We start from the raw sequence: 25,350 nt of genomic DNA on the forward strand, positions 1-25,350 counted from the left end.
TTGACGCGGCTCTCCGCGGGCATTACCGTGCCGGGGCTCCGCACGGTTGCTGCACCCGCCTACGATGGGGCCATGGCCGACAAGCCGCAGTGGCTCATCCGCGAAGACGCGAGCGTCCCCGTGCTCGTCGCGCTCGCCCTGCGCCAGCTGCTGGGCATCCGGGCGCCGCTGGATCTGCCGTCCCTCCGCGACCTGTCGGTCCGCGCGCCCGACGCGGTCGACGCCCCGCCCGAGGTCGAGGCCCAGTGGCAGGGCTACTGGGACATGACCGTGGAGCCGCGGGCTCATCACTCGGGCGTCCCGCTGGAGTTGATCGACGGTTTCGACACGCTGGTGGCCCTCCCGGCGACCGGCGCCGAGGCGCTCTCGTCGGCGATCCGACCGCATGCCGGCACCGCGCTCCGCTATGCCACCGCCGCACACGACCGGTACGTGGGGTCGATGAAGAGCCACACCGGCGGGGACGCCTACCGGGCGTACGCGAGCGCGATCGCCGAGTTCGAGCGCGACATCGGGCGCCGTGCGCACTCCTTCGAGCTCAACGTGCAGGTGCTACCTCTGTCGCAGCGCGGGATCTGGTGGATCGGCGACCTCACGGTCGCGGTGACGGACGGGCTCCGCCGAGACGTCGTGGCATTCGACTCCGCGATCCGCCCCGTGATCGCCGAGCTCGCCTAGGCGCGGTCGGTCGTCGTGTCGTCCTCGTCGACCACGGTCTCCCGATCGACCCTCACGACGCGGTCGTGGCGGCGGGCGAGACGCTCGAGCACCAGACCGGCCACGCCGCCGAGCGCGAGACCGATCGGCACGGTCCAGAGCAGGAGGAAGCCGAAGACCTGACCGGGCGGATAGACGACATCGAGCGCCTGCGACTGCTCGAAGCTGCCGACCATCGTGAGGATGCCGGCGGCGATGACGCCCAGCACGACCCCGATGCCCATGAGCACGCCGTACCGCGGCACGCGGCGCACGGTCGCTTCGACGGTCTGATGGGTGTCGTGGGAGGGCATGCCTCCATTGTCCCACCCTCCGCAGCCGTGCGCAGCCGCATGCGAGACCGCCCTCCCCGGATGACCGGGGAGGGCGGTTCCGCTAGCCGCCGGTCTCAGACCTCGGTCGTCGTCTCGGCCGGCTCCCCCCTCCGGGTGCGACGCACGATCAGCACCCCGCCCGTCGCGGCCAGCGCGACGACGACCAGACCGCCCACGATCCAGGGCCACACCGGGGCCTCGTCCGAGGCGACCGGCGCGCTGATCGCGGTCACCGCCGCATCGGCTTCGGCCTCCGGCTCGGACTCCTCCTCCGCAGGAGCGCCGCACGCATCGTCGACCGGGATCACGGCGGAGACCGGGTCGAGCCCCTCGCCCGCCTGATACGTGCCGAACGCGGAGGCACCGGCCGCGGTCAGTGTCGTGGGTACGTCGTCGAGGGTCAGCGCACCGTCGGTGACGGCGGCGTCCGTGAGGGCGAACTCCGCGAGACGCACCCCCTGCTGCGCCACGGCCTCTCCGGCCTGAGTGGTCCCGGTGACATCGAAGACGAGGTACCCGGTGTCGCCTGCGAGCTCGACCCGCGCGTTCGCCAGCGTCGTGTTCAGCGCCCCGTCGTGGCCCGTGAAGGCGATGCTGCCGCCGTACGTGACCAGACCCGTGCGCGCCGCGTCATCCAGCGAACCGGTGCCGTTCGACCACACGAAGGCGGGGTACTCGTACGTCACGCCGGTCAGCGTCCAGCCGCCCCGCGCGATGCCCTCGATGTAGGTCCGGAACGACTCCTTGTAGCCCCAGTGCAGGGTCGCTCCCTCCACCGTGCACACCCCGAGCTCCGTGGTCGCTCTGGCGAGGGTGAATGAGAGGCCGCGATCGACGGAGCCCTGGAAGGTGAGCGTGTGGTCGCCGTCCGCGAGCGTCGCCGGGAGGGAACCCGACCACGTCGCGACACCCGACGCATCCGCCGTCACGGTGCCGAGCAGCACCGGGGTCGAGTACACGACCACCGTGATGCCCGTTTCGTTCGCACGGAACCCGGAGGCGGAGACCGTGGCCGGCTTCCCGGCGGCGAGCGCGGCGAGGTTCTCCTCGTCGACCTCGATGCCGGTGGACGTCGGCGCGGTCGCCGGGAGCGTGGCCTTCGGCGCGACCGCGGCCGCCGCGACCGTTCCCGTCGTGCCCGAGGGCGCGGCGGCGACGGAGCCGATCGTGAACGAGACGGGGGTGAGCGTGGTGCCGTATCCCGAGAGGACGCGGTCGCGCCCGGCGTCCGTGAGGGCGGCGGGTGCCGCCGTGTAGGTGACGGCGCCGCCGGCCGCGGTGCGGACCGCGCGGGAGAGGTCGAGAGTCGCGAACGGCACCTGCGCACCCCCGCTCGTCACGAACAGCGTGGCGGAGGACGCCGAGGTGATCCGGATCATCGGATCGGCGACGGTGACGTCGAGCACCCCGTGGTGGCCGGTGAAGCGCACCGCGCCGCGGTAGACCACGCTGCCGCGCCCGGACGTCGCGTCGAAATCGCCGCCGACGGTCTGCCCGAACTGGAACTGGCCGCCGGATCGGGTGGCGCCACCGGACACGGCGATCGCACCCTGGGCGATCGGGCCGGTGATGTAGTTCGTGAACGAGGACGAGATGGCCCAGCGCAGCGACCCGCCGGGGACGGTCGCAGCCGGCTTCGTCGGCGTCACCGGGGGTTTCGGCGTGACCGGGGGCTTCGGCTCGGTCGGCTTCTCGCCGAGCAGTGCGCGCCACTGCGCATCGGTGATCGTGATCGCGCCCCGCGCGTGGATGGTGTCGGCGGTCGGCATCGTGTGCTGCCGCCACACGATCACCTCGTACGTCTTCGACCGGTCGAGGTCCTTCGCCGCCGCGTTCAGGTCGACCGCGAAGGCTCCGAAGCCGATGTTCCGGACGTACTGCATGGCGAGGAAGCCGCCGCCGGCCGTCACGTCAGCCTCGGTCCCCGTCTCGATGAGCGCCACGTAGGCGCCGGTGACCGCGCCGAGGTCGGCGGCGGTGGCCTTCACCGTGAGCCCGTCCGCGGCCGAGGCTCCCGTGACGGCGGCGGTGACCGACGGCCCGGGGGACGGCAGCAGGGCGTTCCACTGCGCGTCGGTGACGGTGACGGTGGAGCGCGCGTAGATCGTGTTCGCATTCGGCATGGTGTGCTGCTGCCAGACGATCACCTCATAGGCCTTCGACCGGTCCAGCGCTGTCGCCGCAGCGGTCAGGTCGACGCTGAAGCCGCCACCGGTGATGCCGCGCACGTACTGCATCGCGAGGAAGCCGCCTCCGGCCGTGACGTCGGCCTCCGTGCCCTTCTCGATCAGTGCCGCGTAGGCGCCCGAGACGGCGCCGAGCTTCGTCGCCGCTGCCGTGACCGTGAGGCCGTCATCGGCCGTCGCCGCCTTCACGGTGGTGGTCAGCCCCGAGGCGACGCGGTAGTCCAGAGCGACGCGGCGCTCCTGGTCGGCGTTGACGACACCGCCTGCCGGGTAGGTGTACACGCCGTAGGAGCCGGGCGTCGCCGGAGTGTCCTTCAGCGTGAGCGTGACCTGGAACGAGCCCTCGGGGGTGATGTCCACCCACTGTGCGCGGATCGCGCCCTGGTACTGCGCCGGGACCTGGGTCAGCACGCCTTCGGCGAGCGCCCAGGCCTGTGCACCGACCGAACGCGCCGAGGACGGCGCCCCCTGCGAGGGCTGCCACGTCGCGGCGAAGTTGCCGAAGACCACATAGGTGCCCTGGGGCAGGTTCGACGGGATCGGGACGCCGCGCCCGCCGACGTTCGCGGTCGGGTCGTATCCGGTGCCCCTGACGACGATCTCGTCACCCGCCTGGAGGCGAGCACCCGCAGCGGGCGTGGTGCCGTCGGCGAGGAACACCTCGATGGCGGCTTCGGCGGGCGCCGGCTCGGTCTCGCCCGGGGCCGTCTCCCCCGGCTCCGTCTCGCCCGGCTCCGTCTCCCCGGGCTCCGTCTCGCCCGGAGTCGTCTCGCCCGGCTCCGTCTCCCCGGGCTCCGTCTCCCCGGGCTCCGTCTCACCGGGCTCCGTCTCACCCGGAGTCGTCTCCCCCGGCTCCGTCTCCCCCGGCTCGACGGGCGTCGTTCCGAAGACCGTGTCCCACTGCGCAGGGGTCACCGTGACGTCGCCGCGGCCGTAGATCGTGGCGGCTGTCGGCGCGGAGTGCTGCTGCCAGACGAGCACCTCGTACGTCTTCGTGCGGTCCAGGGACGCGACGGGCGCCTGCAGCGTGAAGGAGGCGGCCCCCTGCTGCACGCTCGGGAAGGGCAGCGCGAACGCGGCGTAGCCACCACCGGCGGAGACGCCGCTCTCGGTGCCCGACACGATCAGTGCGGCATAGACGCCCGTCACGTCCGGCAGACCCTCGGCCCGCACCTGCACGGTGAGGCCGGTGGTGTCGGCGGACGACACCGTTGCGGTGACGGTCGCCGCGGCAGCGTGCGCCGGCGGGCTGACCATCGCCCCGGCGGCGACGAGGACGAAGGAGACGAGGGCGGCGAGCAGGACGCGCAGGCGTGTGCTCGCTGAGGGGGTATGTGCTGTGGCGTTCACGGTTCTCCGCGGCCCGCGGGGCGCGATCGATCGCGCGCCCTGCGGTGCCGCACGGCAGTCGGGCGAAGGTGGACTTTGGTTAGGCTTGGCTAAGCAAGCCGCCGATCCCGAGCGTAGAGGGGCGTCGGCGAGGGCGTCAAGTTTTAGGATAGCCTTGCCTAATGCGACGCGCTCCTGCCCTGCTCCTCGCCGCCGCGCTGGTTCTCGGACTGGCCGCCTGTGCCGGACCGGATTCCGACCCCGCGTCGACACCTCCCGTCGACGAGGCGTGCCCGCAGGCATCGACTCCTCTCGCCGATCTCGACCTGGTCGCCGATGTGCGCGCGGCCACGGGTCCCTCGACCGCGTGCCTCGCGAGTCACGCGGTCGTCCCCGTCGAGGACGACACCGCCCCGGCGCTCCCGGTCACCGCGACCGACAGCGAAGGCCACGAGGTCGAGATCACGGACGTCGATCGCATCCTCCCGATCGACATCTCCGGCACGATCGCCGCCACCGTGTTCGCGCTCGGGCTCGGCGATCAGGTCGTCGGGCGCGACGCGTCCACGCAGTTCCCCGGCACCGAGGACCTTCCGGTCGTCACCAAGACCGGGCACACGCTCAACCCGGAGGCGATCCTCGAACTGGCCCCGACCGTCGTGCTCACCGACACCACGATCGGCCCGAAGGAGGTCCGCCAGCAGCTGCGGGACGCCGGAATCGCGGTCGTCGTCATCTCCAGCGACCGACGGATCGACACCACCGACGCGCTCGTGACGGAGATCGCCACGGCCCTCGGCGTCCCGACGCGCGGTGCGGCGCTCATCGCCCGCCTCGACGCCGAGCTCGACGCCGCCATCGCGGAGATCGCCGCCGTCACCCCGCCCGCCGAGGCGGACAGGGCCCGCATGCTGTTCCTGTACGTGCGCGGGAGCGCCAACGTGTACTACATCTTCGGCGAGGACTCGGGGGCGGACTCCCTCATCGACGCGGTCGGCGGGGTCGACGTCGCCGAGGAGATCGGCTGGGAGGGCATGAAGCCGATGACCGCGGAAGCGCTCGTCGCCGCGCAGCCCGACGTGCTCGTGATGATGACGGACGGGTTGGAATCGGTCGGCGGCGTCGACGGACTCATCGAACGCATCCCCGCCATCGCCGAGACCCCGGCGGGCGCACATCGCCGGGTGATCGACATGGCGGACGCCGAGATCCTCAGCTTCGGCCCCCGGTCGGCCGACGTGATCAGCGCCCTCGCGCGCGCCCTGTACGCGCCGGAACCCGCCTCGTGACCGGCGAGGTCGTCACCCCGACGCCGACCCGGCATCGGGGACTGCGCTTCGCGGCGGTCGTCGTGGCCCTCGTCGTGGCCCTCCTCGTCACCTGCGTCGCGTCGATCACGAGCGGGCAGTACGACCTGTCGCCGACCGCGCTCGTCGGCGTGCTCCTGCGCGGTCTCGGCATCGACACCACGGGGGCTGCGGCTGCGGCGACCGACGACGGCGTGATCTACAACCTCCGCCTCCCGCGGCTGGTCCTCGGCCTGCTCGTCGGCGCCGCGCTCGCGGTCTCCGGTGTGCTCATGCAGGCCATCTTCGGCAATCCGCTCGCCGACGCGGGCGTCGTCGGCGTCTCGTCCGGCGCGGCGCTCGGAGCGGCGGCGAGCATCACCTTCGGCCTGGCCACCTTCGGCATGTGGACCACGCCCGCCTTCGCCTTCCTCGGCGGCCTCGTGGCCGTCTTCTCGGTGTACCTGATGAGCCGCTCCGGCGGCCGCACCGAAGTGGTCACCCTGCTGCTCACCGGCATCGCGATCAACGCCATCGCCGGCGCCGGCATGGCCTTCCTCACCTTCCTCGGCACGACCTCGACGCGCGAGCAGATCGTGTTCTGGCAGCTCGGCTCGCTGAACGGCGCGCTCTGGTCGAACATCCAGCTCGTCGCGCCGTTCGTGGCGATCGGGATCGTCGTCGCCCTGATCGTGGCGCCGGGCCTGGACCTCTTCGCCCTCGGCGAGCGCACCGCCCGGCATCTCGGCGTCCCGGTCGAGCTGCTGCGGATGGTCGTCATCGTCACCGTGGCGCTGCTCGTCTGCGCGGCGGTGGCCTTCGCGGGGATCATCGGCTTCGCCGGACTCGTCGTCCCCCACCTCATGCGCATGCTGATCGGCCCGGCGCACCTGCCGCTCGTGATCGCCTCCGCCCTCGGCGGCGCCCTCCTCATCGCGGTCGCCGACCTCGTGGCCCGCACCGCGGTGCCGCTCGCGGACCTCCCGATCGGCATGATCACCTCGCTCGTGGGCGGCCCGTTCTTCCTCTGGCTCCTCGTGCGGACGCGGCGGCGGTCGGGAGGGTGGGCGTGAGCCTCCGGCTGCAGGGCCGCGGGCTCACGGTGCGCGTCGGGGACGGACGCGCCATCCTCGCCGACGCGGCCATCGACATCCACGCCGGGGAGGTGCATGCCCTCGTCGGGCCGAACGGCGCGGGCAAGTCCACCCTGTTCGGCGTGCTCTCCGGCGACATCGCTCCGGTCTCGGGCACCGTCCTCCTCGACGGCCGTCCGGTGGCGGCGACCCGCCCCCGCGACCTCGCCCGGCACCGGGCCGTGCTGCTGCAGGAGAACACCGTCACCTTCCCCTTCACGGTCGAGCAGGTCGTGCGGATGGGACGCACCCCGTGGGCGCGGACCCCGGCCGCCGCCGAGGACGACAGCGCCGTGGCCACGGCGATGGCGACGACCGAGGTCGCGGCGCTGCGGGAGCGGTCCGTCCCCTCGCTCTCCGGCGGTGAGCGCGCGCGGGTGGCGCTCGCCCGCGTGCTCGCCCAGAGCACCGGGATCCTGCTGCTCGACGAGCCCACGGCGGCGCTGGACCTCAAGCATCACGAAGACGTGATGCGCGTGGTCCGCACCCAGGCGGAGGCCGGGGTCGCGGTCGCGATCGTGCTGCACGATCTGAACGCCGCGCTCGCGCATGCCGACCGCGTCACCCTGCTCGCCGACGGGCGGGTCGCCGCCACCGGCACGTCGGACGAGGTCCTCACGGCCGCGCGGATCGAGGAGGTCTACGGGCAGCCCGTCGACGTCTTCCCGCACCCGCGCACCGGGGTGCCGCTCGTCGTCGCGCGCCGCTAGGGACGCAACGGGAGCACGCCGGTGAGGTCAGCGCGCGTGCCCGAGGCGTGGATGCGCCCGGCCGTCGCGGCGTCCGCCCACGCTTCGGCGCCGGTGGCGACCGCGATCCAGGTGGCCGCGTCCATCTCCACGACGTTCGGCGGCGTGCCGCGCGTGTGCCGCGGCCCCTGGATCACCTGCACGGCTCCGAACGGCGGGACCCGCACCTCGACGCTGTTGCCAGGGGCCTTCTCGTCGAGCAGCTGCAGCAGGTAGCGCACCGCGGTCGCGAGTTCCGCACGCGCCGGCTTCGTCCCCGCGGCTTCCGCGTCGCGAACGGCACCGAGCGCCGCGCGCCCGTCGACGATTTCGATCTTCCTGGCCATCCCCCCACCCTAGATCCGCCGCCCCGGACCGGGTCATAAGCTCGAGGACATGAGCATGCATCCGCAGGGCGCCCGGGCCGAGCTGCTCGCCGCCGCGGCCGACCACTCCTGGAGCGTGCCGATCCCTCCGCTCGCGGACCCGGGCGGCGCCCACGACGCCTCCGTGCTCATCCTCTTCGGCGTCCTCGACCACATCCCCGCACCGACCGTGGACGCGGCGGTCGCACGCGATCTCGACGTCCTGCTGCAGCGTCGCGCTCCGACGCTCTCCTCGCATCCGGGCCAGGTCTCCTTCCCCGGCGGACGCGCCGAAGCGGCCGACGCCGACGCGGTCGCCACGGCGCTGCGGGAGGCCGAGGAGGAGACCGGCCTCGACCCCGCCGGCGTGGAGGTGCTCGCGACGCTCCCCGTCATCCCCCTCGCTGCCAGCAACCACCTCGTCACCCCGGTGCTCGCCTGGTGGCAGTCGCCGTCCCGCGTCGTCGCCGTCGACCACGCGGAGACCGTCGAGGTGTTCCGCGTGCCCGTCGCCCAGCTCCTCGACCCGGCGACCCGTTTCACCTCGACCCTGTCCCGTGCCGGCCGCACGTTCCGCGGACCCGCCTTCGACGTGGACGGCACGATCGTGTGGGGCTTCACCGCCATGGTTCTCGACGCGCTGTTCGACGCGACCGGCTGGACCGTGCCCTGGGACACCGCGGACGAGCGCCCGATCGTGCTCTGACCCTCCCGACCTCCGTGCACAACTCAGGAGAACCGCGGCGGATCGGTCCGGATATGCCGTCGGATCCCGGCTGCCGCGCCGATCGTCCTGAGTTGTGAACGCGGACCGGCCGAAACCCCGCGCACGTGCCTCGATAGGCTGGACGCGTGAAGATCCTCGTCCTCGGTTCCGGTGCCCGTGAGCACGCGATCATCCTGGCGCTGCGCGCCGAGTCCACCGCGCACGAGATCCTCGTCGCCCCCGGCAACGCCGGCATCGCGCAGGACGCGACCCCCGTCGCCCTCGACCCGCTGGACGGCGCCGCGGTCACGGCCTTCGCGAACGAGCACGCGATCGACCTCGTCGTCATCGGCCCGGAGGCTCCGCTCGTGGCAGGCGTCGCGGACGAGCTCCGCGGCCGCGGCATCCCCGTCTTCGGACCCGGCAAGGCCGCCGCGCAGCTCGAGGGCTCCAAGGCCTTCGCCAAGCGCGTCATGGACGCCGCCGGCGTGCCGACCGGCCGCGCGGTCCGCGCTGCCACGGTCGCCGACGTCGAAGCCGCGTTCGAGGAGCTCGGCGCCCCGCACGTGGTCAAGGCCGATGGACTCGCCGCGGGCAAGGGGGTCATCGTCACCTCCGACCGCGCCGAGGCCCTGGCCCACGCGGAGCAGTACCTCCCGGCCGGCCCCGTCCTGGTCGAGGAGTTCCTGTCCGGCCCCGAGGTCTCGCTGTTCTTCCTCAGCGACGGCGACACGGTACGCGCCCTCAGCCCGGCACAGGACTTCAAGCGTGCCCTCGACGGCGACGCCGGCCCCAACACCGGAGGCATGGGAGCGTACTCCCCGCTGCCCTGGCTCGCGGAGCAGTTCGGCAGCGAGCAGGCGTTCGTCGAGGAGGTCACCCACGACGTCGCGCTCCCGGTCGTCCGACAGCTCGATGCCGAGGGGACCCCGTTCATCGGGCTCCTCTACGCCGGCCTCATCCTCACCCCGCAGGGCGTGCGCGTGATCGAGTTCAACGCGCGCTTCGGCGACCCGGAGACCCAGGTCGTGCTGCCGCGGCTGGAGACCCCGCTGTCCCAGCTTCTCTTCGCCGCCGCGTCGGGCACGCTCGAGGACCAGCCGGAGCCCGTGTTCCGCGATGAGGTCGCGATCACCGTGGTCCTGGCGAGCGAGGGATATCCCGAGGCGCCGCAGACCGGGCGTCCGATCGAGGGCCTGACCGACGCCGCCGCGGTCGAGGGCGTCCGTCTGGTGCACGCCGCGACCGCCAGCCCCGACGCACCCGGGGGCTCGCTCATCGCGACGGGCGGCCGTGTGCTGAACGTCGTCGCCGTGGCCCCGGACTTCCGCACCGCCCGCGCCCGCGCCTACGACGCCATCGGCCGCATCCGCCTCGAGGGCTCCCACCACCGCACCGACATCGCCGCCCGCGTCGCTCGCTGACCCGCTTCACGTCGCTTGAATGGCTGCATTCCTCGCCGGATTGCAGCCATTCACGCGATTCCAAGGTCGGGGTCAGAGGACCTTGGACAGGAAGTCCTGGAGGCGTTCGTTCTTCGGGGCGCCGAACAGGTCGGCGGGGGTGCCCTCCTCGACCACGACGCCGCCGTCCATGAAGACCGTGCGGTCGGACACCTCGCGCGCGAAGCCCATCTCGTGGGTCACGAGCACCATGGTCATGCCGCCCTCGGCAAGGTCGCGGATGACCTGCAGCACCTCGCCGACCATCTCCGGGTCGAGGGCACTGGTGGCCTCGTCGAACAGCATGATCTCCGGGTCCATCGCGAGTGCACGGGCGATGGCCACGCGCTGCTTCTGACCGCCGGAGAGCGACGCGGGCTTCGCGTCCGCCTTCTCCGACAGGCCGACGCGCTCGAGCAGCGAGCGGGCGCGGTCGCGGGCCTCGGCCTTCGTCATGCGGCCGAGCTCGACCGGGGCGAGCGTGATGTTCTCCAGCACGGTCATGTGCGGGAACAGGTTGAAGTGCTGGAACACCATGCCGATGCGCTGGCGCACCTCGTCCAGCTTCACGCTCTTGTCGGTGAGGTCGACCCCGTCGATGATCACGTGCCCCGACGTCGGCTCCTCGAGCTTGTTCAGGCAGCGCAGCAGCGTGGACTTGCCCGACCCGGACGGGCCGATCACCGCGATGACCTCGCCGTCCTCGACCGTGAGATCGATGCCCTTGAGCACCTCGTTGTCGCCGAAGGACTTGTGCAGGTCCCTGACCTCGATCTTGCTCATGCGTTGGCCTTCCTCTCCAGGCGGTTCGCGAGCAGCGTCAGCAGCGTGATCACGACGAAGTAGATGATGGCGACGATCGTCAGCACCTGCGCCGAGAGATACGTCGAGGCGATGATCTGACGCGAGACGAAGGTCAGCTCGGCGAGACCGATGACGCTGATGAGCGAGGTGTCCTTCAGCGTGATGATGCCCTGGTTCACGAACGACGGGATCATGATCCGGAACGCCTGCGGCAGCACGACCTTCCGCATCGTCTTCCAGTGGCTGAGGCCGAGCGAGCGCGACGCCTCTGCCTGACCGGAGTCGACGGCCTGGATGCCGCCGCGGATGATCTCCGTCATGTACGCACCGGTGTTCAGCGACAGGGTGATCGCACCGGCCACGAACGGGTCGAACTTCAGGTCGGGGATCAGCTGCGGGATGGCGAAGAACACGAAGAACGCCTGGATCAGGATCGGGGTCCCGCGGAAGACGTAGACGTAGGCCGTCGCGATCCACCGGAACGGCGCGAACTTCGACAGGCGCCCGAAGCCGAAGATGATCCCGAGGATGAACGCCGCGATCACCGCGACGATCGTGGCGAGGATGGTGAGCCACAGACCCTGCATCAGGGCCGGCCAGTACTTCACCGCGACCGAGATGATGTCGGTGGGCTGCGCCTCCTGCGCGTCGTCGCCCGACGCGAGGTAGGTGTCCACGATCTCGTCGTACTCGCCGGAGTCCTGCAGGTTGGCGAGGCCGGCGTTGAACATCTCCAGGAGCTCGGCGTTCTCGCCCTTGTTGACCGCGAAGCCGTACTCGCCGCCGAGCGCGGGCTCGCCGACGAGACGGAAGCCGGACCCCTGCTGGATGCCGTAGGCGAGCACGGGGAAGTCCTCGAAGTAGCCGACGGCCTGCCCGGCCTTGACCGCATCGACCATGTCGGTCGTGTCCTGATAGGGCGTGATGCGGAAGCCGTACTCGTCGGCGTTCTCCTCGGCGAAGGTCTGCCCCTGGGTGCCGGTCTTGACCGCGACGGTCTTGCCGTCGAGGTCGTCGAGGGACTCGATGTCGCTGGACTCGAGCACGCCCAGCTGCACGCCGCTCGTGAAGTACGGGTCGCTGAAGTCGAAGGTCTGCTGGCGTTCCTCGGTGATCGACATTCCGGCCATGACGGCGTCGACCTGGTTCGACTGCAGCGCCTGCACGGCGGCGTCGAACCCGAGCTGGCGGATCTCCACGTCGAAGCCCTGGTCCTCGGCGATCGCGCGCAGGAGATCCATGTCGATGCCGACCAGGTCGCCGGACTCGTTCGTGAACTCGAACGGCGCGAAGGTCGTGTCGGTGCCGATGACATAGGTCTCGCCGTCGTCGGCCGCGGTGGCGGGCGCTGCTCCGGCGAGCAGCGCCCCGACGGCGACGAGCGCGGCGAGGGCGGTCGCGCCGGCGGTGCGGCCGAACCGCCGCAGACGGCTCGGCGGAGAGGATGGATGGCGGCTCACGTCGAGTGCTCCTCGGGGTTCGGAAGGGCGGCCCGGCGGCCGCCGACCATCCACCCTAACCCTGCACCTCCCGCGCACCGGAATCTCGGCGCGACCCCGGACCCCGCCGGAACCCGCGTGGATACCGGCGTGTCGAGGCCGCCGCGGTCACGCCGGAGGGGTCGTGGCGACGGGCTCGTCCTTGCGGTCGTGTCCGCGGAGGAACAGCGAGGCGACGAGTGCGATGAGGATGACGCCGGCGGGCAGCAGGAGGGTCTGGGACATGCCCGCAGCGAAGCCCTCGGCGACCTGCGGCGGCAGTGCGCCGCGGCCCGTGCCGGCCGGGGCGTCGGCCAGACCGGGGAGGTTCGCCTCCAGCCGCGACTGCATGAACGCGGCGATCGACGCGGAGCCGATGACCGACCCGATGGTGCGCGTGGTGTTGTAGATGCCCGCGCCGGCACCGGCCTGCCGCGGCGGCAGCTTGCGCGTGGCCGTGGTCGCCAGCGGCCCCCACATGCCCGCGTTGCCGATGCCCATCAGGGCGGACGGCAGCAGGAACATCAGGATGGGGGTGTCCATCGTGGTCAGGGCGGAGTACCAGACCAGGGCAGCCGCGACGCAGAGCAGGCCGGGGACGAGGATGATGCGTGGGTCGACACGGTCGAGGATCTTCCCGGCGACCGGTGCGAGCACGCCCGACAGCACGGCCATCGGGATCAGCAGCATCGCGGCCTCGGTCGGGGTGAGGCCGCGCGCCGTCTGCAGGAAGAACATCATCGGCAGCGACATGCTCGTGACGGTGAAGCCCACCGCGGCGATCGCCACGTTCGCGCCGGAGAAGTTCCGGTCGCGGAAGAGCGCGAGCGGCACGAGGGGTTCGCTGCGGGTGCGCGCCTGCTGCACGATGAAGAGCGCGAGCACCACGACGCCCGCGATGATGAGCCCCCAGACCGAGATCGGCCCCACGATGGTCCCCCAGTCGTACTTCTCGCCCTCCTGCAGCCCGAAGACGATGAGGAAGAGCGCGACGGCGCTGAGCAGGACGCCGACGAGGTCGAACCGGTGCGGGTGCGTCTTCAGCTTCGGCACGAGGATCCAGGCGAGCACGAAGGCGACGACGCCGACCGGGAGGTTGACGAAGAAGATCCACTCCCACCCGAAGCCGTCGACGAGCAGACCGCCGGCGAGGGGGCCGACGAGCGTGGCGACGCCGGCCGTGGCGCCCCAGAGGCCCATCGCCGCGCCGCGGCGATTGGGCGGGAACGTGCGGGTGATCACGGCCATGGTCTGCGGCGTCATGAATGCGGCGCCGAGCCCCTGTACCGCGCGGGCAGCGATCAGGCCCTCGAGCGTCGTCGACAGTCCGCACCAGAGCGAGGCGAGGGTGAAGACCGCGAGCCCGATGAGGTAGATGTTCTTCGGCCCGAAGCGGTCGCCGAGTCGTCCGGTGATCAGCAGCGGCACGGCGTAGGCGAGGAGGTAGGCGCTGGTGACCCACACGACGTTGTCGAGGTTGTTCGTGTCGGGGTCGAGGGCGGCCTTGATCGCCGGGTTCGCGACGGACACGATCGTGGTGTCGACGAGGATCATGAAGAATCCGATGACGAGCGCCCAGAGCGCCGGCCACGGACTCTTCGGCGCGTGACCGGCGGCGAAGGGCCCCGTCTCGGGCCCCGAGGTCTGGCGGGAATCGGTCATTGCTGTGCAGCCTTTCGCTGAGCGCGGTAGCGGTCGGTGTCGTCGAAGGCGTCGGGGCCCCAGCGGAGCTCGTCGCCGTCGAGGCGGGTGAGGAGGGAGTCGAGCCAGCGGAGCTCGGCGTCGAGCAGCGCCTCCTGCCGTTCGATCTCGACGAGGACCTGCGGCGGGACGCCCTTGGTGCGGGCGGCGGCGAGGCCGTCGTGGTGCAGCGCGTACGAGGCGACGAGGGCCTCACGCCGTTCCTGCAGCAGCGCGACGGCGTCGTCCCGGTCGAGGTTGTGCGACTCGGCGAGCGCGACGCGGGCGTCGGTCTCGCGGTCGATGCGGGGAAGGGAGCGCCGTACCCAGGCGACCACCGCCTCCCGTCCGGCGTCGGTGAGGGTGTAGGTCGTGCGTTCCGGCCGGTTGCCTTCGCGGTCCGTGCCGACCTCGTCGAGCAGCCCGGCCCGTTGGAGTCGGGCGACGGTGTGATAGAGCGTGCCGTTGGTGACGGTGATGAGCCGGTCGTCGTGACGCGCGCGGAGCAGGCGCACCATCTCGTACGGGTGCATGTCGCTCTCGCGGAGCAGTGCCAGCACCATGACGCCGAGCGGCGTGAGCGCCGCCACCACATCCCTGCTCTTCCCCACGCCTCTCCCCCTCATGCCCTGTCCCCTGCCGCGCACGAATAGTCCACATGGACTATACACCCGCCCCTCCTCCGCCGAGACCCCGTCTTTCCGGCGAGACCCCGGGGTCCCGGCGCGCTCACCCCGGGGTCTCGACGCGAACGCGGGGTCTCGGCGCGGAAGAGCACGCATCACCGGGATAATGGGCGGGTGAGCACACCGTCCGCAGGAAACGCGCAGGCCATCCCCGGATGGCGACACCTCTACTCCGGAAAGGTCCGCGACCTCTACGCCTCCGAGGACCCGGCCGACACCCGCATCCTCGTCGTCGCGTCCGACCGGGTGAGCGCGTTCGACGTGGTGCTCTCTCCCGGCATCACCGACAAGGGCGCCCTGCTGACGCGCCTCAGCCGCTGGTGGTTCACCCAGCTGGACGTGCCGAATCACCTCACAGACGGCGACCTGCCGGAGGAGGTGGCCGATCGCGCCATGCTCGCCCAGTCGCTCGAGATGCTGCCGATCGAGTGCGTGGTGCGCGGGTACATCACCGGCTCCGGCTGGGCCGAGTACCAGGAGCACGGCACCGTGTGCGGCATCGCCCTGCCGGCAGGGCTGCAGAACGGCGACCGTCTGCCCGAGCCGCTGTTCACCCCGGCCTACAAGGCACCGATGGGCGAACACGACGAGAACATCACGTTCGACCGCGTCGTCGAGCTCGTCGGGACGGACCGGGCGGCCGAGCTCCGCGACGCCTCGCTCGCGATCTACCGTCGGGCCGCGGCCATCGCCGAGGAGAAGGGCCTCATCCTCGCCGACACGAAGTTCGAGTTCGGGACCGACGCCGACGGCACCCTCCGCCTCGCGGACGAGGTCCTCACGAGTGACTCCTCCCGGTACTGGGACGCCGAGGCCTGGCGCACGGGGTCGACCCCGGCCGAGCGGATGGCGAGCTTCGACAAGCAGATCGTGCGCGACTGGCTCGCGGCGAACTGGGACAGGCAGGGCGAGCCCCCCGTGCTGCCCGACGAGGTCGTCGCCCGGACGGCCGCCCGGTACCGCGAGCTCATCGACCGCCTCGGCGCCTGACACCGCGCTCCCCGCGACCGCGGGACGCACAGGGAAAACTCAGGAATCGGTAGTGTTGCTCCAGCACTCCGCCCCCGATCCCGAAACCTGAGGAGCCCGCATGGCTTTGTGGAAGCTGCACGGAAACGGCCGCACCGTCGAGCCCGGCGCCGTCGTCACCCCCGAGGAACGTCTGTCCTGGCCCGCGACCATCGCCATCGGCGCGCAGCACGTCGTCGCGATGTTCGGCGCCACGTTCCTCGTGCCGACGCTCACCGGCTTCCCGGTGTCGACGACCCTGCTCTTCAGCGGCATCGGCACGCTGCTCTTCCTCCTCATCACGAAGAACCAGCTGCCCAGCTACCTCGGCTCCTCGTTCGCCTTCATCGCCCCCATCACCGCGGCCGTCGCGGCGGGCGGCACCGGCTCGGCCCTCGCGGGCGTGGTCGCGGTGGGCGTGGTCCTCGCGGTCGTGGGCCTCGTCGTGCAGTTCGTCGGCCTGCGCTGGGTCGACGCCCTGATGCCCCCGGTCGTCGCCGGCGCCATCGTCGCGCTCATCGGCTTCAACCTCGCCCCCACCGCCTGGAGCAACTTCGCGCTCGACCCGGTGACCGCCACGATCACCCTCGTCGCGATCATCCTCTTCGCCGTGCTCTTCCGGGGCTTCCTCGGACGGATCTCGATCTTCCTCGGCGTCGCCGTCGGCTTCATCTGGGCCGCGTTCAACGGCTCGTTCGAGGTGCCCAACCCGCTCCGCGGCGACAAGACCCCCGCCGAGCTCATCGCGGACGCCCCCTGGATCGGCCTCCCGCACTTCCAGTTCCCGGACTTCGTCGAGCCGGGCACCTGGTCGACCATCGCGATGTTCCTGCCCGTCGTGCTCGTGCTCATCGCGGAGAACGTCGGCCACGTGCGCGGTGTCGCGACCATGACCGAGGACCCCGCCATCAACCGCCACACCGGCCGCGCGCTCATCGCCGACGGCGTCGCCACGACCATCGCGGGTGGCTTCGGCGGCTCGGGCACCACGACCTACGGCGAGAACATCGGCGTCATGGCCGCGACCCGCGTGTACTCCACCGCCGTGTACTGGGTGGCGGGTCTGTTCGCGATCCTCCTCGCCTTCTCCCCGAAGGTCGGCGAGGTGTTCAACTCGATCCCCGCGGGTGTGCTCGGCGGGGCGACGACCGCGCTCTACGGCCTCATCGGCATCATCGGCATCAAGATCTGGGTGGACAGCCGCGTCGACTTCTCCCGGCCGGTCAACCAGTACACCGCCGCGGTGTCCCTCGTGATCGGCATCGCCGGGTTCACGATGCAGCTCGGTGACTTCGCCTTCGGCGGGATCGTGCTGGGTACGGTCGCGGCGCTGCTCATCTACCACCTGGGCAACCTCATCGCCCGGGCGCGCAAGACCGGTGCCGACGACCCGAAGCCCCTCGAGCCCGTCGGCCCCCTCGGCGGCGACCCCGCGTAACGCCCCGCTCCGGGGTGCGTGCGGGACGGCTTTCGCCCCTCCCGCACCCCTCGAAAGCCCGTTTTCGCTCTCGCATCGGTTTGCGGGGTGGAGCCGGGACGGGACGGGACCGGGGTCAGGCGATCGTGGCGAGGAGGGCGTCGGCGGAGAGGGTCGCGCCGGTGTCCGCGCGCGGGGTGAGGGTGCCGGCGCGGTGCGCGGTGACCGTCGTCTCCATCTTCATCGCGTCGAGCACGGCCACCGGGTCTCCCTCGGCCACCTCGGCCCCGTCGTCGACGAGCCACCGCACGAGCGTGCCCGGCGCGGGAGCCCGGAGCTCGGAGGGGTCCGCCGCAGACACGGGTGCAGCGGCCTCTCCCGCCGGACGGCCGATGCCGGCCAGCAGCTCCGCGGGCAGACCGAGCATCACGCGGCGGCCGTCGATCTCCACCGCGAAGCGCTGCAGCCCGGAGACCGGAGTGACCGCGGGGCGCGGCTGCGACTCCAGCGCCGGGAGCAGCACGGTCTCGATCCACTGGGTGTGCACGGCGAAGGTCGCGGTCGCGAACGCGGGGTCGTCGATGGCGCAGAGGTCGAACGGGATCACGGTCGCCGGACCCTCGACGGCGAGCTCCCGCAGCGCTCGACGCGCCCGCACGAGCGCCGCGTCCCGGGTCTCCGCGTGCACGATGAGCTTCGCGATCATCGAGTCGAACGCGGGCTGCACGGTGTCGCCGGCCTCGATGCCGCTGTCCCACCGCACGCCGGGTCCGCCGGGGATGCGCAGAGCGTCCACCCGTCCGGGGCTGGGCAGGAATCCGCGGCCGGGGTCTTCGGCGTTGATGCGGAACTCGAACGCATGCCCGGTCGGAGCCGGGGTGTCGGTGAAGGACGGCCCCTCCCCGAACGCGATCCGGAACTGCTCGCGGACGAGGTCGGTCCCGGTGACCTCCTCGGTCACGGGGTGCTCGACCTGCAGCCGGGTGTTCACCTCGAGGAACGAGATCGTGCCGTCCGCGGCGAGGAGGAACTCGACCGTGCCGGCGCCGCGGTACTGCACCTCGGCGCAGATCGCCCGCGCCGCGTCATGGAACGCCGCCCGCTGCGCCTCCGTCAGGCCGGGCGCGGGAGCCTCTTCGATGAGCTTCTGGTTGCGCCGCTGCATGGAGCAGTCGCGGTCGCCCACGACGACGACGCCGCCGCGCCCGTCGCCGAGCACCTGCACCTCGATGTGTCGCGGGCTCTCCAGGAAGCGCTCCACGAAGCACTCCCCGCGGCCGAATGCCGCGGTCGCCTCACGGGTGGCCGCGTCGAACGCGTCGGCGACCTCGGACAGCTCGCGGACGACCTTGAGCCCTCGGCCGCCGCCACCGAACGCGGCTTTGATCGCGATCGGGAGGCCGTGCTCCTCGGCGAAAGCCACCGCCTCCTGCGGTCCGGACAACGGCTGATCCGTGCCGGCGGCGAGCGGGGCGCCCACGCGCTGGGCGATCCGACGCGCGGTCATCTTGTCACCGAGTGCGTCGATGCTCTCCGGCGAGGGTCCGATCCAGACGAGTCCGGCGTCCTCGACGGCTCGCGCGAACGCGGCACTCTCGGAGAGGAAGCCGTAGCCGGGGTGCACGGCATCGGCACCGCTGCGGCGGGCCGCGTCGATCAGCGCCTCGACCGACAGGTACGTCGTCGCCGCGGTGTCGCCGCCCAGGCCGATCGCTTCGTCCGCGAGCCGCACGTGCAGGGCGTCGGCGTCCTGGTCGGCGTAGACGGCGACCGACGTGTAGCCGGCCTCGGCGCACGCGCGGATCACGCGGACCGCGATCTCGCCGCGGTTGGCGATCAGCACAGAGGTCATGAGGTCTCCTTGACGGTGAAGCGCACCCGCACACCCGGCGGGAGCTGGGCGGCGAGGTCGAGGCTGCGATCGGTGAGGGCACCGATGATGGGGTAGCCGCCGGTGAGCGGATGATCGGGGAGGAAGAGCACGGGCTGCCCGTCCGGCGGCACCTGGATGGCCCCGGTCACGGCGCCTTCGCTCGGCAGCTCGCCGCCGACCGCCCGTTCCAGGGGCACGTCGCCCTGCAGTCGGATGCCCACGCGGTCCGAGCGCGGCGTGACCGTCCACTCCTGCCCGGTGAGCGCGTCGACGCCGGCGGCGGTGAACCAGTCGTCGCGCGGCCCGAGGGTGATCTCGAGCGCGACCAGCTCCCCGGCCGCGGGAAGCGCGCGCGGCACCGGATCCGGCTCCACGGCGGCCACGGCGGCAGCCCCGATCGGGAGGAGGTCGCCGACGGACAGCGGCGCGGGGCCCAGCCCGGCGAGCGTGTCGGTCGCGCGACTGTCGAGCGCCGCGGCCGGAGCGAGCCCTCCGCGGACCGCGATCACGGACCGGAGTCCGCGGTCGGGGTGGCCCAGCGTGAGCTCATCGCCGTCGACGGTCGCGAAGGGCACCCCGGGGAGGAGCGTGCGCTCGGTGCCATCGGCGTCGGTGAGCGTGAGCGGGCCCGTGGCGCCGGTGACCGCGGCCACTCCCGCACCGTGGAAGCGCAGAACGGCTCCGCCGACGCTCTCCAGCACGGCCGCGGCGGGGGTGTTGCCCACCGCCCGGTTCGCCGCGTGCATCGCGACACGATCGGCGACGCCGGAGGCCGAGACGCCCAGGGCCGCGAAGCCGGGGCGACCCGCGTCCTGCACGAGGAGCTGCAGCGAGGATCGCACGACCTCGACCGCCGGACCGCCCGCGCGGCGGTCGACACGCGTCGCGTCGGCCACCCCCATAGGCGACGCCGCCACGGTCTCCCGCTCCGCACGCACGAAGCGCACGCGTCGACCCGGCGCGAGCAGGGCCGGCGGGTCGCGGTCGATGTCCCACATCTCCAGGGCGGTCCGGCCGATGAGCTGCCAGCCGCCCGGGCTCTCCCGCGGATACACGCCACTGAACGCCCCGGCGAGCGCGACGGAGCCGGCGGGCACCCGGGTGCGCGGCGACGACCGCCGCGGCACGTCGAAGAGGGGGTCGCCGCTCACGGCGTAGCCGAAGCCGGGAGCGAAACCCGAGAAGGCCACGCGCCAGTCCGCGGCGAGGTGACGAGCCACCATCTCCTCCGCCGAGACGTCGAGGAGCGCGGCGGCCTCGTCGAGATCCTCCCCGTCGTAGCGGACCGGGATGCTGACCTCCCCCGCATCGGGCAGGGCCGCCGCGTCGACCTCGGTCGCGGCGAGCGCCTCCGCGAGCGCGGCGGCCGAGGTGCGGTGCGGATCGAACCGCACGAGCACGGTGCGGGCGCCGGGGATGCGCTCGAGCACACCGGGCATGTCGCTCCACGCCAGATTCAGCCGCATGGCCTGCTCGAGGTCGTCCGCCTCGACGAGCAGCGCGCTGTCGGAGGCCGTGAGGATGCGCATCAGACCCGGTACTCCGCATCCGGAACATCGGTGACGAACATGTACCCCGGGGCGTGGGTGACGGCGAACGGCGGCTTCGACGCCATGATCGCCGCCTGCGGGGTCACACCGCACGCCCAGAACACGGGGATCTCGCCGGGGCGGATCTCGGGGGCGTCGCCGAAGTCAGGCGCCATCACATCGGCGATGCCGAGCGACGCCGGATCGCCGATGTGCACCGGCGCGCCGTGCACAGCCGGGGTGCGCCCGGAGATCTGCACGGCGTCGGCCACGCGGTCCGCGGGGATCGGACGCATCGAGACCACCATCTCGCCGCGGAGGCGCCCGGCCGGGGTGCAGTCCACCGCCGTGCGGTACATCGGCACGTTGCGTCCGAGCTCCTGATGACGGATCGGGATCCCGGCCTCGACGAGCCCCGTCTCGAACGTGAAGCTGCAGCCGATGAGGAACGCGACGAGGTCGGGATGCTCGGCCCACGCCGCCGTCGCGTCGGACACCTCCTCGACGAGCTCGCCGTCCCGCCAGATGCGGTAGCGCCCGATGTCGGTGCGGATGTCGCTGCCCGGCGCGAGCCGCGACTCCACCTCGCCCTGCTCGATCACCTCGAGGACGGGGCAGGGCTTCGGGTTGCGCTGCGCGTAGAGGAGGGTCTCGAAGGCCCAGTCCGCGGGCACGGCGATGAGGTTCGCCTGGGTCAGCCCCGGGGCGACGCCGCTGGTAGGCGCGGCGTGACCGGCGCGGTGCGCCGCACGGGCGGCCCGGGCGTCGGCGAGCTGGGCGGGAGTCGCGAGCACCGCCATGTCAGACTCCGGCGAACGGGGCGATGGTGATGCCCTCCGCCTGCAGCAGGCGCTTCGTCTCCGCGGCCATCGCGACGGATCCCGGGCTGTCGCCGTGCACGCAGATCGACTGCGCGGACACGGCGACGTCGGTGCCGTCGATCGCCCGTATCACGCCCTCCGCGGCCAGGCGCACCATCCGCTCCGCCACCGCGGTGGGGTCGTGCAGCACGGCCCCCTCCTCGGTGCGGGAGACGAGCTGACCGTCCGGCTGATAGGCGCGATCGGCGAAGGCCTCCGCCGCGACTGCGAGCCCCGCCCGTTCGGCGACGTCGAGCACGACGCCGCCGGCGAGACCGAGCAGCACGAGCGAGGGGTCGATCGCCGTGATGGCCGCCACCACGTCCTTCGACTGCCGCTCGTCGCGGGCGATGGTGTTGTAGAGCGCTCCGTGCGGCTTGACGTAGGAGACCCGCCCGCCGACCGCCGCGGTGAGCCCGAGGAGGGCACCGAGCTGGTACTCGACATGTGCCTGCAGCGTGGCCGAGTCGATGTCGACCTTCGTGCGCCCGAAGTTCTCGTAGTCGCGGTACCCGGGGTGCGCACCGATCACGACGCCGCCGGCGACCGCCGCCGCGAGGGTCTCGCGGATGCCCTCCGGGCTCCCGGCGTGGAATCCGCACGACACGTTCGCACTCGTGACGATCTCGAGCATGCTCGCGTCGTCGCTGACGATCCGGTCGGGGACGTTCTCGCCGAGGTCCGAGTTCAGGTCGATGGTCGCCATGTCATGCTCCGATTCCGAGGAAGGCGAAGATGGGGCCGATCGAGACGGCGCCCATGTACCAGGTGAGCGCGGTCACGACAGTGCCCGCGATGAGCAGCCACATCGGGTACTTCCGGTCGCCGAGGAGGTCGCGGCGGAACCAGCCGATGTACATGAACACCGTCAGGCCGATGGGGAGGATCAGGCCGTTGAAGCCGCCGACGAACACGAGGATCGCGGCCGGGGCCGTGCCGATCGCGAGGTAGACACCGAGGGACACGACGATGAACGCGACCGTGGCGAGCTGCAGCGGCCAGCCGCCGCGGAGCTTGGCGGTGAACGTCGAGAGGAAGGTCGCCGAGGTGTAGGCGGCACCGATGACCGAGCTGATCGCGGCGGCCCAGAAGATCGCGCCGAAGATCCGCAGACCCGCGTCGCCGAGCACCGCGCCGAACGCCTGGCCGGCCGGGTTGGCGGCCTGCGAGGAGAGGTCGAGCGCCACGCCGGAGGCGACCACGCCGAGAATTGCGAGGAACAGCACGTAGCGCATGATGCCGGTCACGATGATGCCGTTGGCGGCGGCCCGCATGACGGGCTTCGCGTACTGCGGGCCCACGTGGCCGGAGTCGAGGTAGCGGTGGGCGCCGGAGTAGGTGATGTAGCCGCCGACCGTGCCACCGACGATCGTGGTGATGGTGGCGAAGTTGAGCTGGTCGGGCACGAAGGTCTGGCGCAGGGCGTCGCCGACCGGCGGTTGGGCGATGAACGCGACGACGAGCGTCATCACGATCATCGCGATGCCCAGGACGATGAGCACGATGTCCATCACCTTCCCGGCCTTCTTCACGAGGAAGATGATGATGGCGAGGGCCGCGGTGAGCGCGCCGCCGATCTTCGGGTCGATCCCGAGCAGCGCGTTGAGGCCGAGGCCGCCACCGGCGATGTTGCCGATGTTGAACGCGAGCCCGCCGATGACGACGAGCACGGCGATCACATGGCCGGAGAAGGGGATGGCGCTGTTGGCGAGCTCGCCGGCGCGCTTGCCGGACGAGGTGATCATGCGCCAGATGTTCAGCTGCACCGCGATGTCGACGAGGATCGACACGAGGATGGCGAACGCGAAGGCGGCTCCCATCTGGGCGGTGAACGTCGCGGTCTGGGTGATGAACCCCGGACCGATGGCGCTCGTGGCCATGAGGAAGATGGCGCCGATGACGGCACTGCGGCCGGCGCGCTTCTTCGCGTGGGCGGCGCGGGCTTCGTCCTCGGGGGTGAGGGCGGGGGCGGACTGCTCGGACATAGGGGGGTCCCATCGTCGTTGGTGGGTGTCGGGTGACCCCCAGTGTAGAACGGACAGAACCCGATTGTTCAACAATCATGTTTCCGTCGTGCTACAGCGCGGTTGCTTTCGTGTGATCATCGGCACGACCTCGCCCACCGACCGCGCCTACGATGAAGGCATGAACCAGCAGGGCCCGCTCGCCGACGTGCTCCGTCAGCGCATCATCGACGGCGACGTCGCCCCGGGCTCCCGGCTGTCCGAGTCGGCGCTGTCGGAGAGCTTCGACGTGTCCCGCAACACCCTGCGCGAGGCGTTCCGGGTGCTCGCGGAACAGGGACTCGTCGAGCACATCCCGCACCGCGGCGTCTCCGTGGCCTCACCCTCGATCGCCGACGTCATCGACATCTACCGGGCTCGCCGGGTCATCGAGTGCACGGCTCTCCGGCAGTCCGAGCCGGAGCATCCCGCCGTCCAGCGCATGACCGACGCGGTCGCCGCGGCCGAGGCCGCCGTGGCCGGGGTCTCCCCCGACGACACGTCCGCCTGGCGCGCGGTCGGCAGTGCCAACATGGCGTTCCACGTCGCGCTGGTCGACCTCGCCGACAGCCCGCGCCTCGCCCGCACCTACCGGAACGTCGCGGCGGAGCTGCGCCTCGCGTTCCTCAAGATCGACGACCCCCGCGCCCTGCACGAGCCGTTCGTCCGGAAGAACCGCGCCGTGCTCGACACGTTCCTGACCCGGGGCGCCGAGGCCGGAGCGGCGGAGCTGGAGAGATATCTCGTGCAATCGGAGCGGGTCGTTCTCGGCGCGTTCGCGCGGATGCAGCTCGGCTGAGCGGGGCCGCGGCTCAGGTCGCGTCGGTCCGCAGCGCCGCCGTCGCGCGGGGTCGGGGTTCGCCCTGGGGCGAGGCCGGCAGCCCAGGCAGCGCGGCGGTCGGCTCCGGCAGCCCGTACCGGCGGTGCAGCCAGCGCCGCGCGTCCTCGAGCGGATACGTGTCGCCGAAGACGCAGTACTTCACGAACACCCCCTCCAGGGTGCTGCGGAGCATGATCTCCTCCAGGGCCGGGTCCTCGGCACCTCGGGCGCGGAAGACGGCGCGCACGGCGTCCTCCGCCGCCGTCGCACCTTCGGCATAGCGCTGCTCCGATTCCGCGAACAGGCGATGCGTCAGCGGCTGCTGCTGCATGGCGAGCACCGCGCGCTGCAAGGGCATCGCGAAGGCCGTCGCACCGATCGCCCCGTCGATGATGGCGGCGAGCATCTCGTCGGGCGTGCCCTCGACCTGCGCGAAGGCCAGGACCGTCTCGAACCAGCGGTCGATCACCGCGGCGACGAGCTGGTCCTTGCCACCGAAGTGATAGTTCACCAGCCCCTGCGCCACTCCGGCGCGACGGGTGATCTCGGCGATGCCCGCCCCGGCGACGCCACGTTCGCTGAAGACCTCGATCGCCGCCTGGAGGATGTTCTCCCTGGCGCGCTCGCGGGCCAGACGATTCTGCTCATCCGATCGCGCCATACGGCATCCACCTTTCGGGTCCGGCGGAATTCCCTCACGGGCCGTCTCGGGATAGATTAATCACTGAATGCTCGTTCAACCTATGGAGGGTGCGAGCACTCGCGGCGCGGGGGTTCGCCGCAGCAGCCACGGACGCGTCTCCAGCCGATGGAGGGGGTGGCGGAGATGCGTCCGTGGCCCTCCTCGACCTCCGGCATACGACGACGGACCGAGGACCAGGCCCGGTCGTCGACCACCGGTGCCGACGTCCGGCCGAGCGCCGACGGGACCTTCGGCGGTGACCCCTCGGGGGGATTCCTGACCTGAGTGCAGAAAGCGCACGACG

22 protein-coding genes are annotated in these 25,350 nt (G+C 71.8%); 9 read left to right on the forward strand and 13 right to left on the reverse strand.

The genetic code is table 11. The features are described from left to right. Nucleotides 1-72: 72 nt before the first annotated feature. On the forward strand, nucleotides 73-678 hold the full coding sequence (locus AB0P08_RS04065; protein ID WP_187663095.1) for a zinc-binding alcohol dehydrogenase: 606 nt from the start codon (nucleotides 73-75) through the stop codon (nucleotides 676-678). Here the strand turns inward: AB0P08_RS04065 and AB0P08_RS04070 are convergent. Both AB0P08_RS04070 and AB0P08_RS04075 read right to left on the reverse strand, forming a co-directional pair. Next, a complete protein-coding gene (locus AB0P08_RS04070; protein ID WP_363588208.1) occupies nucleotides 675-1,010 on the reverse strand; it encodes a potassium transporter Trk in 336 nt (111 codons plus the stop codon). The two genes, AB0P08_RS04065 and AB0P08_RS04070, sit on opposite strands and share 4 nt — an antisense overlap. A gap of 95 nt (nucleotides 1,011-1,105) precedes the next feature. After that, nucleotides 1,106-4,567 carry an HtaA domain-containing protein gene (locus AB0P08_RS04075; RefSeq protein WP_363588210.1) on the reverse strand — a complete coding sequence of 1,154 codons (3,462 nt, stop codon included), beginning with the start codon at nucleotides 4,565-4,567 and terminating at the stop codon, nucleotides 1,106-1,108. 161 nt (nucleotides 4,568-4,728) lie between these two features. Here AB0P08_RS04075 and AB0P08_RS04080 point away from each other — a divergent pair, with 161 nt between their 5' ends. Genes AB0P08_RS04080 through AB0P08_RS04090 form a run of 3 tightly spaced genes read left to right on the forward strand, consistent with a single transcriptional unit; the run spans nucleotide 4,729 to nucleotide 7,675 of the window. Further along, nucleotides 4,729-5,835 carry a heme/hemin ABC transporter substrate-binding protein gene (locus tag AB0P08_RS04080; RefSeq protein ID WP_363588212.1) on the forward strand — a complete coding sequence of 369 codons (1,107 nt, stop codon included), beginning with the start codon at nucleotides 4,729-4,731 and terminating at the stop codon, nucleotides 5,833-5,835. Next, entirely contained in the window at nucleotides 5,832-6,905 is a 1,074-nt protein-coding gene (locus AB0P08_RS04085) for a FecCD family ABC transporter permease (RefSeq protein WP_363588214.1), read from the forward strand. Before AB0P08_RS04080 ends, AB0P08_RS04085 begins: the two co-directional genes overlap by 4 nt. Then, complete coding sequence (locus AB0P08_RS04090) at nucleotides 6,902-7,675, forward strand: heme ABC transporter ATP-binding protein (RefSeq protein WP_363588216.1); 774 nt, start codon at nucleotides 6,902-6,904, stop codon at nucleotides 7,673-7,675. The genes AB0P08_RS04085 and AB0P08_RS04090 overlap by 4 nt, the downstream gene beginning before the upstream one ends. On the opposite strand, the gene AB0P08_RS04095 is transcribed toward AB0P08_RS04090, so the two are convergent. Further along, the gene (locus tag AB0P08_RS04095) at nucleotides 7,672-8,040 is read right to left on the reverse strand and encodes a sterol carrier family protein (RefSeq protein WP_363588218.1); all 369 of its coding nucleotides are present in this window, start codon (nucleotides 8,038-8,040) and stop codon (nucleotides 7,672-7,674) included. The genes AB0P08_RS04090 and AB0P08_RS04095 overlap by 4 nt on opposite strands. Nucleotides 8,041-8,089: 49 nt before the next feature. On the opposite strand from AB0P08_RS04095, the gene AB0P08_RS04100 reads away from it, so the two are divergent. Continuing rightward, the gene (locus AB0P08_RS04100; RefSeq protein WP_259952902.1) at nucleotides 8,090-8,764 is read left to right on the forward strand and encodes an NUDIX hydrolase; all 675 of its coding nucleotides are present in this window, start codon (nucleotides 8,090-8,092) and stop codon (nucleotides 8,762-8,764) included. 146 nt (nucleotides 8,765-8,910) lie between these two features. Continuing rightward, the gene (purD, locus tag AB0P08_RS04105) at nucleotides 8,911-10,188 is read left to right on the forward strand and encodes a phosphoribosylamine--glycine ligase (protein WP_363588220.1); all 1,278 of its coding nucleotides are present in this window, start codon (nucleotides 8,911-8,913) and stop codon (nucleotides 10,186-10,188) included. 72 nt (nucleotides 10,189-10,260) lie between these two features. Here purD and AB0P08_RS04110 read toward each other — a convergent pair whose 3' ends face one another. The 4 genes from AB0P08_RS04110 to AB0P08_RS04125 form a co-directional block, all read right to left on the reverse strand. Further along, nucleotides 10,261-10,989 (reverse strand): amino acid ABC transporter ATP-binding protein, encoded by a 729-nt coding sequence (locus AB0P08_RS04110; RefSeq protein WP_060922441.1) that lies wholly within the window; start codon nucleotides 10,987-10,989, stop codon nucleotides 10,261-10,263. Continuing rightward, complete coding sequence (locus tag AB0P08_RS04115; protein ID WP_363588222.1) at nucleotides 10,986-12,470, reverse strand: amino acid ABC transporter substrate-binding protein/permease; 1,485 nt, start codon at nucleotides 12,468-12,470, stop codon at nucleotides 10,986-10,988. Before AB0P08_RS04115 ends, AB0P08_RS04110 begins: the two co-directional genes overlap by 4 nt. Before the next feature lie 147 nt (nucleotides 12,471-12,617). Then, entirely contained in the window at nucleotides 12,618-14,150 is a 1,533-nt protein-coding gene (locus AB0P08_RS04120; protein WP_363588224.1) for a DHA2 family efflux MFS transporter permease subunit, read from the reverse strand. Beyond that, nucleotides 14,147-14,779 (reverse strand): PadR family transcriptional regulator, encoded by a 633-nt coding sequence (locus AB0P08_RS04125; RefSeq protein ID WP_363588226.1) that lies wholly within the window; start codon nucleotides 14,777-14,779, stop codon nucleotides 14,147-14,149. The genes AB0P08_RS04120 and AB0P08_RS04125 overlap by 4 nt, the downstream gene beginning before the upstream one ends. 189 nt (nucleotides 14,780-14,968) lie before the next feature. Here AB0P08_RS04125 and AB0P08_RS04130 point away from each other — a divergent pair, with 189 nt between their 5' ends. Together AB0P08_RS04130 and AB0P08_RS04135 are read left to right on the forward strand one after the other, a co-directional pair. Next, nucleotides 14,969-15,844 (forward strand): phosphoribosylaminoimidazolesuccinocarboxamide synthase, encoded by an 876-nt coding sequence (locus AB0P08_RS04130; RefSeq protein ID WP_363588228.1) that lies wholly within the window; start codon nucleotides 14,969-14,971, stop codon nucleotides 15,842-15,844. A gap of 100 nt (nucleotides 15,845-15,944) precedes the next feature. Further along, on the forward strand, nucleotides 15,945-17,300 hold the full coding sequence (locus AB0P08_RS04135) for a uracil-xanthine permease family protein (protein WP_363588230.1): 1,356 nt from the start codon (nucleotides 15,945-15,947) through the stop codon (nucleotides 17,298-17,300). 115 nt (nucleotides 17,301-17,415) lie between these two features. Here AB0P08_RS04135 and AB0P08_RS04140 read toward each other — a convergent pair whose 3' ends face one another. From AB0P08_RS04140 to AB0P08_RS04160, 5 genes are read right to left on the reverse strand one after another with little or no spacing between them, the layout of a single operon-like run. Further along, nucleotides 17,416-19,131 carry an acetyl/propionyl/methylcrotonyl-CoA carboxylase subunit alpha gene (locus tag AB0P08_RS04140; protein ID WP_363588232.1) on the reverse strand — a complete coding sequence of 572 codons (1,716 nt, stop codon included), beginning with the start codon at nucleotides 19,129-19,131 and terminating at the stop codon, nucleotides 17,416-17,418. Then, the gene (locus tag AB0P08_RS04145; protein WP_363588234.1) at nucleotides 19,128-20,681 is read right to left on the reverse strand and encodes a 5-oxoprolinase subunit B/C family protein; all 1,554 of its coding nucleotides are present in this window, start codon (nucleotides 20,679-20,681) and stop codon (nucleotides 19,128-19,130) included. Before AB0P08_RS04145 ends, AB0P08_RS04140 begins: the two co-directional genes overlap by 4 nt. Further along, nucleotides 20,681-21,481 carry a putative hydro-lyase gene (locus AB0P08_RS04150; protein WP_363588236.1) on the reverse strand — a complete coding sequence of 267 codons (801 nt, stop codon included), beginning with the start codon at nucleotides 21,479-21,481 and terminating at the stop codon, nucleotides 20,681-20,683. The genes AB0P08_RS04145 and AB0P08_RS04150 overlap by 1 nt, the downstream gene beginning before the upstream one ends. Before the next feature lies 1 nt (nucleotide 21,482). Then, nucleotides 21,483-22,247, reverse strand: coding sequence for a LamB/YcsF family protein (locus AB0P08_RS04155; protein WP_187663079.1), 765 nt, complete (start codon nucleotides 22,245-22,247; stop codon nucleotides 21,483-21,485). A 1-nt stretch (nucleotide 22,248) separates the two neighbouring features. After that, nucleotides 22,249-23,526 (reverse strand): NRAMP family divalent metal transporter, encoded by a 1,278-nt coding sequence (locus tag AB0P08_RS04160; RefSeq protein WP_259952916.1) that lies wholly within the window; start codon nucleotides 23,524-23,526, stop codon nucleotides 22,249-22,251. Between the two features lie 160 nt (nucleotides 23,527-23,686). Between AB0P08_RS04160 and AB0P08_RS04165 the strand changes: the two genes are divergently transcribed. Then, nucleotides 23,687-24,343, forward strand: coding sequence for a GntR family transcriptional regulator (locus tag AB0P08_RS04165; protein WP_187663077.1), 657 nt, complete (start codon nucleotides 23,687-23,689; stop codon nucleotides 24,341-24,343). Nucleotides 24,344-24,356: 13 nt separating this feature from the next. Here the strand turns inward: AB0P08_RS04165 and AB0P08_RS04170 are convergent, their stop codons facing one another. After that, nucleotides 24,357-25,025 (reverse strand): TetR/AcrR family transcriptional regulator, encoded by a 669-nt coding sequence (locus AB0P08_RS04170; RefSeq protein WP_363588238.1) that lies wholly within the window; start codon nucleotides 25,023-25,025, stop codon nucleotides 24,357-24,359. Between the last annotated feature and the right edge of the window lie 325 nt (nucleotides 25,026-25,350).

This window comes from Microbacterium meiriae, assembly GCF_040686935.1.
Lineage (GTDB): Bacteria > Actinomycetota > Actinomycetes > Actinomycetales > Microbacteriaceae > Microbacterium > Microbacterium meiriae.

What these genes read in the sequence shown, in the direction of transcription:
- AB0P08_RS04065 (WP_187663095.1), top strand. Translation starts at nt 73, where the DNA reads ATGGCCGACAAGCCGCAGTGGCTCATCCGCGAAGACGCGAGCGTCCCC.
- AB0P08_RS04070 (WP_363588208.1), bottom strand. Translation starts at nt 1,010, where the DNA reads ATGCCCTCCCACGACACCCATCAGACCGTCGAAGCGACCGTGCGCCGC.
- AB0P08_RS04080 (WP_363588212.1), top strand. Translation starts at nt 4,729, where the DNA reads ATGCGACGCGCTCCTGCCCTGCTCCTCGCCGCCGCGCTGGTTCTCGGA.
- AB0P08_RS04095 (WP_363588218.1), bottom strand. Translation starts at nt 8,040, where the DNA reads ATGGCCAGGAAGATCGAAATCGTCGACGGGCGCGCGGCGCTCGGTGCC.
- AB0P08_RS04100 (WP_259952902.1), top strand. Translation starts at nt 8,090, where the DNA reads ATGAGCATGCATCCGCAGGGCGCCCGGGCCGAGCTGCTCGCCGCCGCG.
- AB0P08_RS04110 (WP_060922441.1), bottom strand. Translation starts at nt 10,989, where the DNA reads ATGAGCAAGATCGAGGTCAGGGACCTGCACAAGTCCTTCGGCGACAAC.
- AB0P08_RS04120 (WP_363588224.1), bottom strand. Translation starts at nt 14,150, where the DNA reads ATGACCGATTCCCGCCAGACCTCGGGGCCCGAGACGGGGCCCTTCGCC.
- AB0P08_RS04135 (WP_363588230.1), top strand. Translation starts at nt 15,945, where the DNA reads ATGGCTTTGTGGAAGCTGCACGGAAACGGCCGCACCGTCGAGCCCGGC.
- AB0P08_RS04140 (WP_363588232.1), bottom strand. Translation starts at nt 19,131, where the DNA reads ATGACCTCTGTGCTGATCGCCAACCGCGGCGAGATCGCGGTCCGCGTG.
- AB0P08_RS04145 (WP_363588234.1), bottom strand. Translation starts at nt 20,681, where the DNA reads ATGCGCATCCTCACGGCCTCCGACAGCGCGCTGCTCGTCGAGGCGGAC.
- AB0P08_RS04150 (WP_363588236.1), bottom strand. Translation starts at nt 21,481, where the DNA reads ATGGCGGTGCTCGCGACTCCCGCCCAGCTCGCCGACGCCCGGGCCGCC.
- AB0P08_RS04155 (WP_187663079.1), bottom strand. Translation starts at nt 22,247, where the DNA reads ATGGCGACCATCGACCTGAACTCGGACCTCGGCGAGAACGTCCCCGAC.
- AB0P08_RS04160 (WP_259952916.1), bottom strand. Translation starts at nt 23,526, where the DNA reads ATGTCCGAGCAGTCCGCCCCCGCCCTCACCCCCGAGGACGAAGCCCGC.
- AB0P08_RS04165 (WP_187663077.1), top strand. Translation starts at nt 23,687, where the DNA reads ATGAACCAGCAGGGCCCGCTCGCCGACGTGCTCCGTCAGCGCATCATC.
- AB0P08_RS04170 (WP_363588238.1), bottom strand. Translation starts at nt 25,025, where the DNA reads ATGGCGCGATCGGATGAGCAGAATCGTCTGGCCCGCGAGCGCGCCAGG.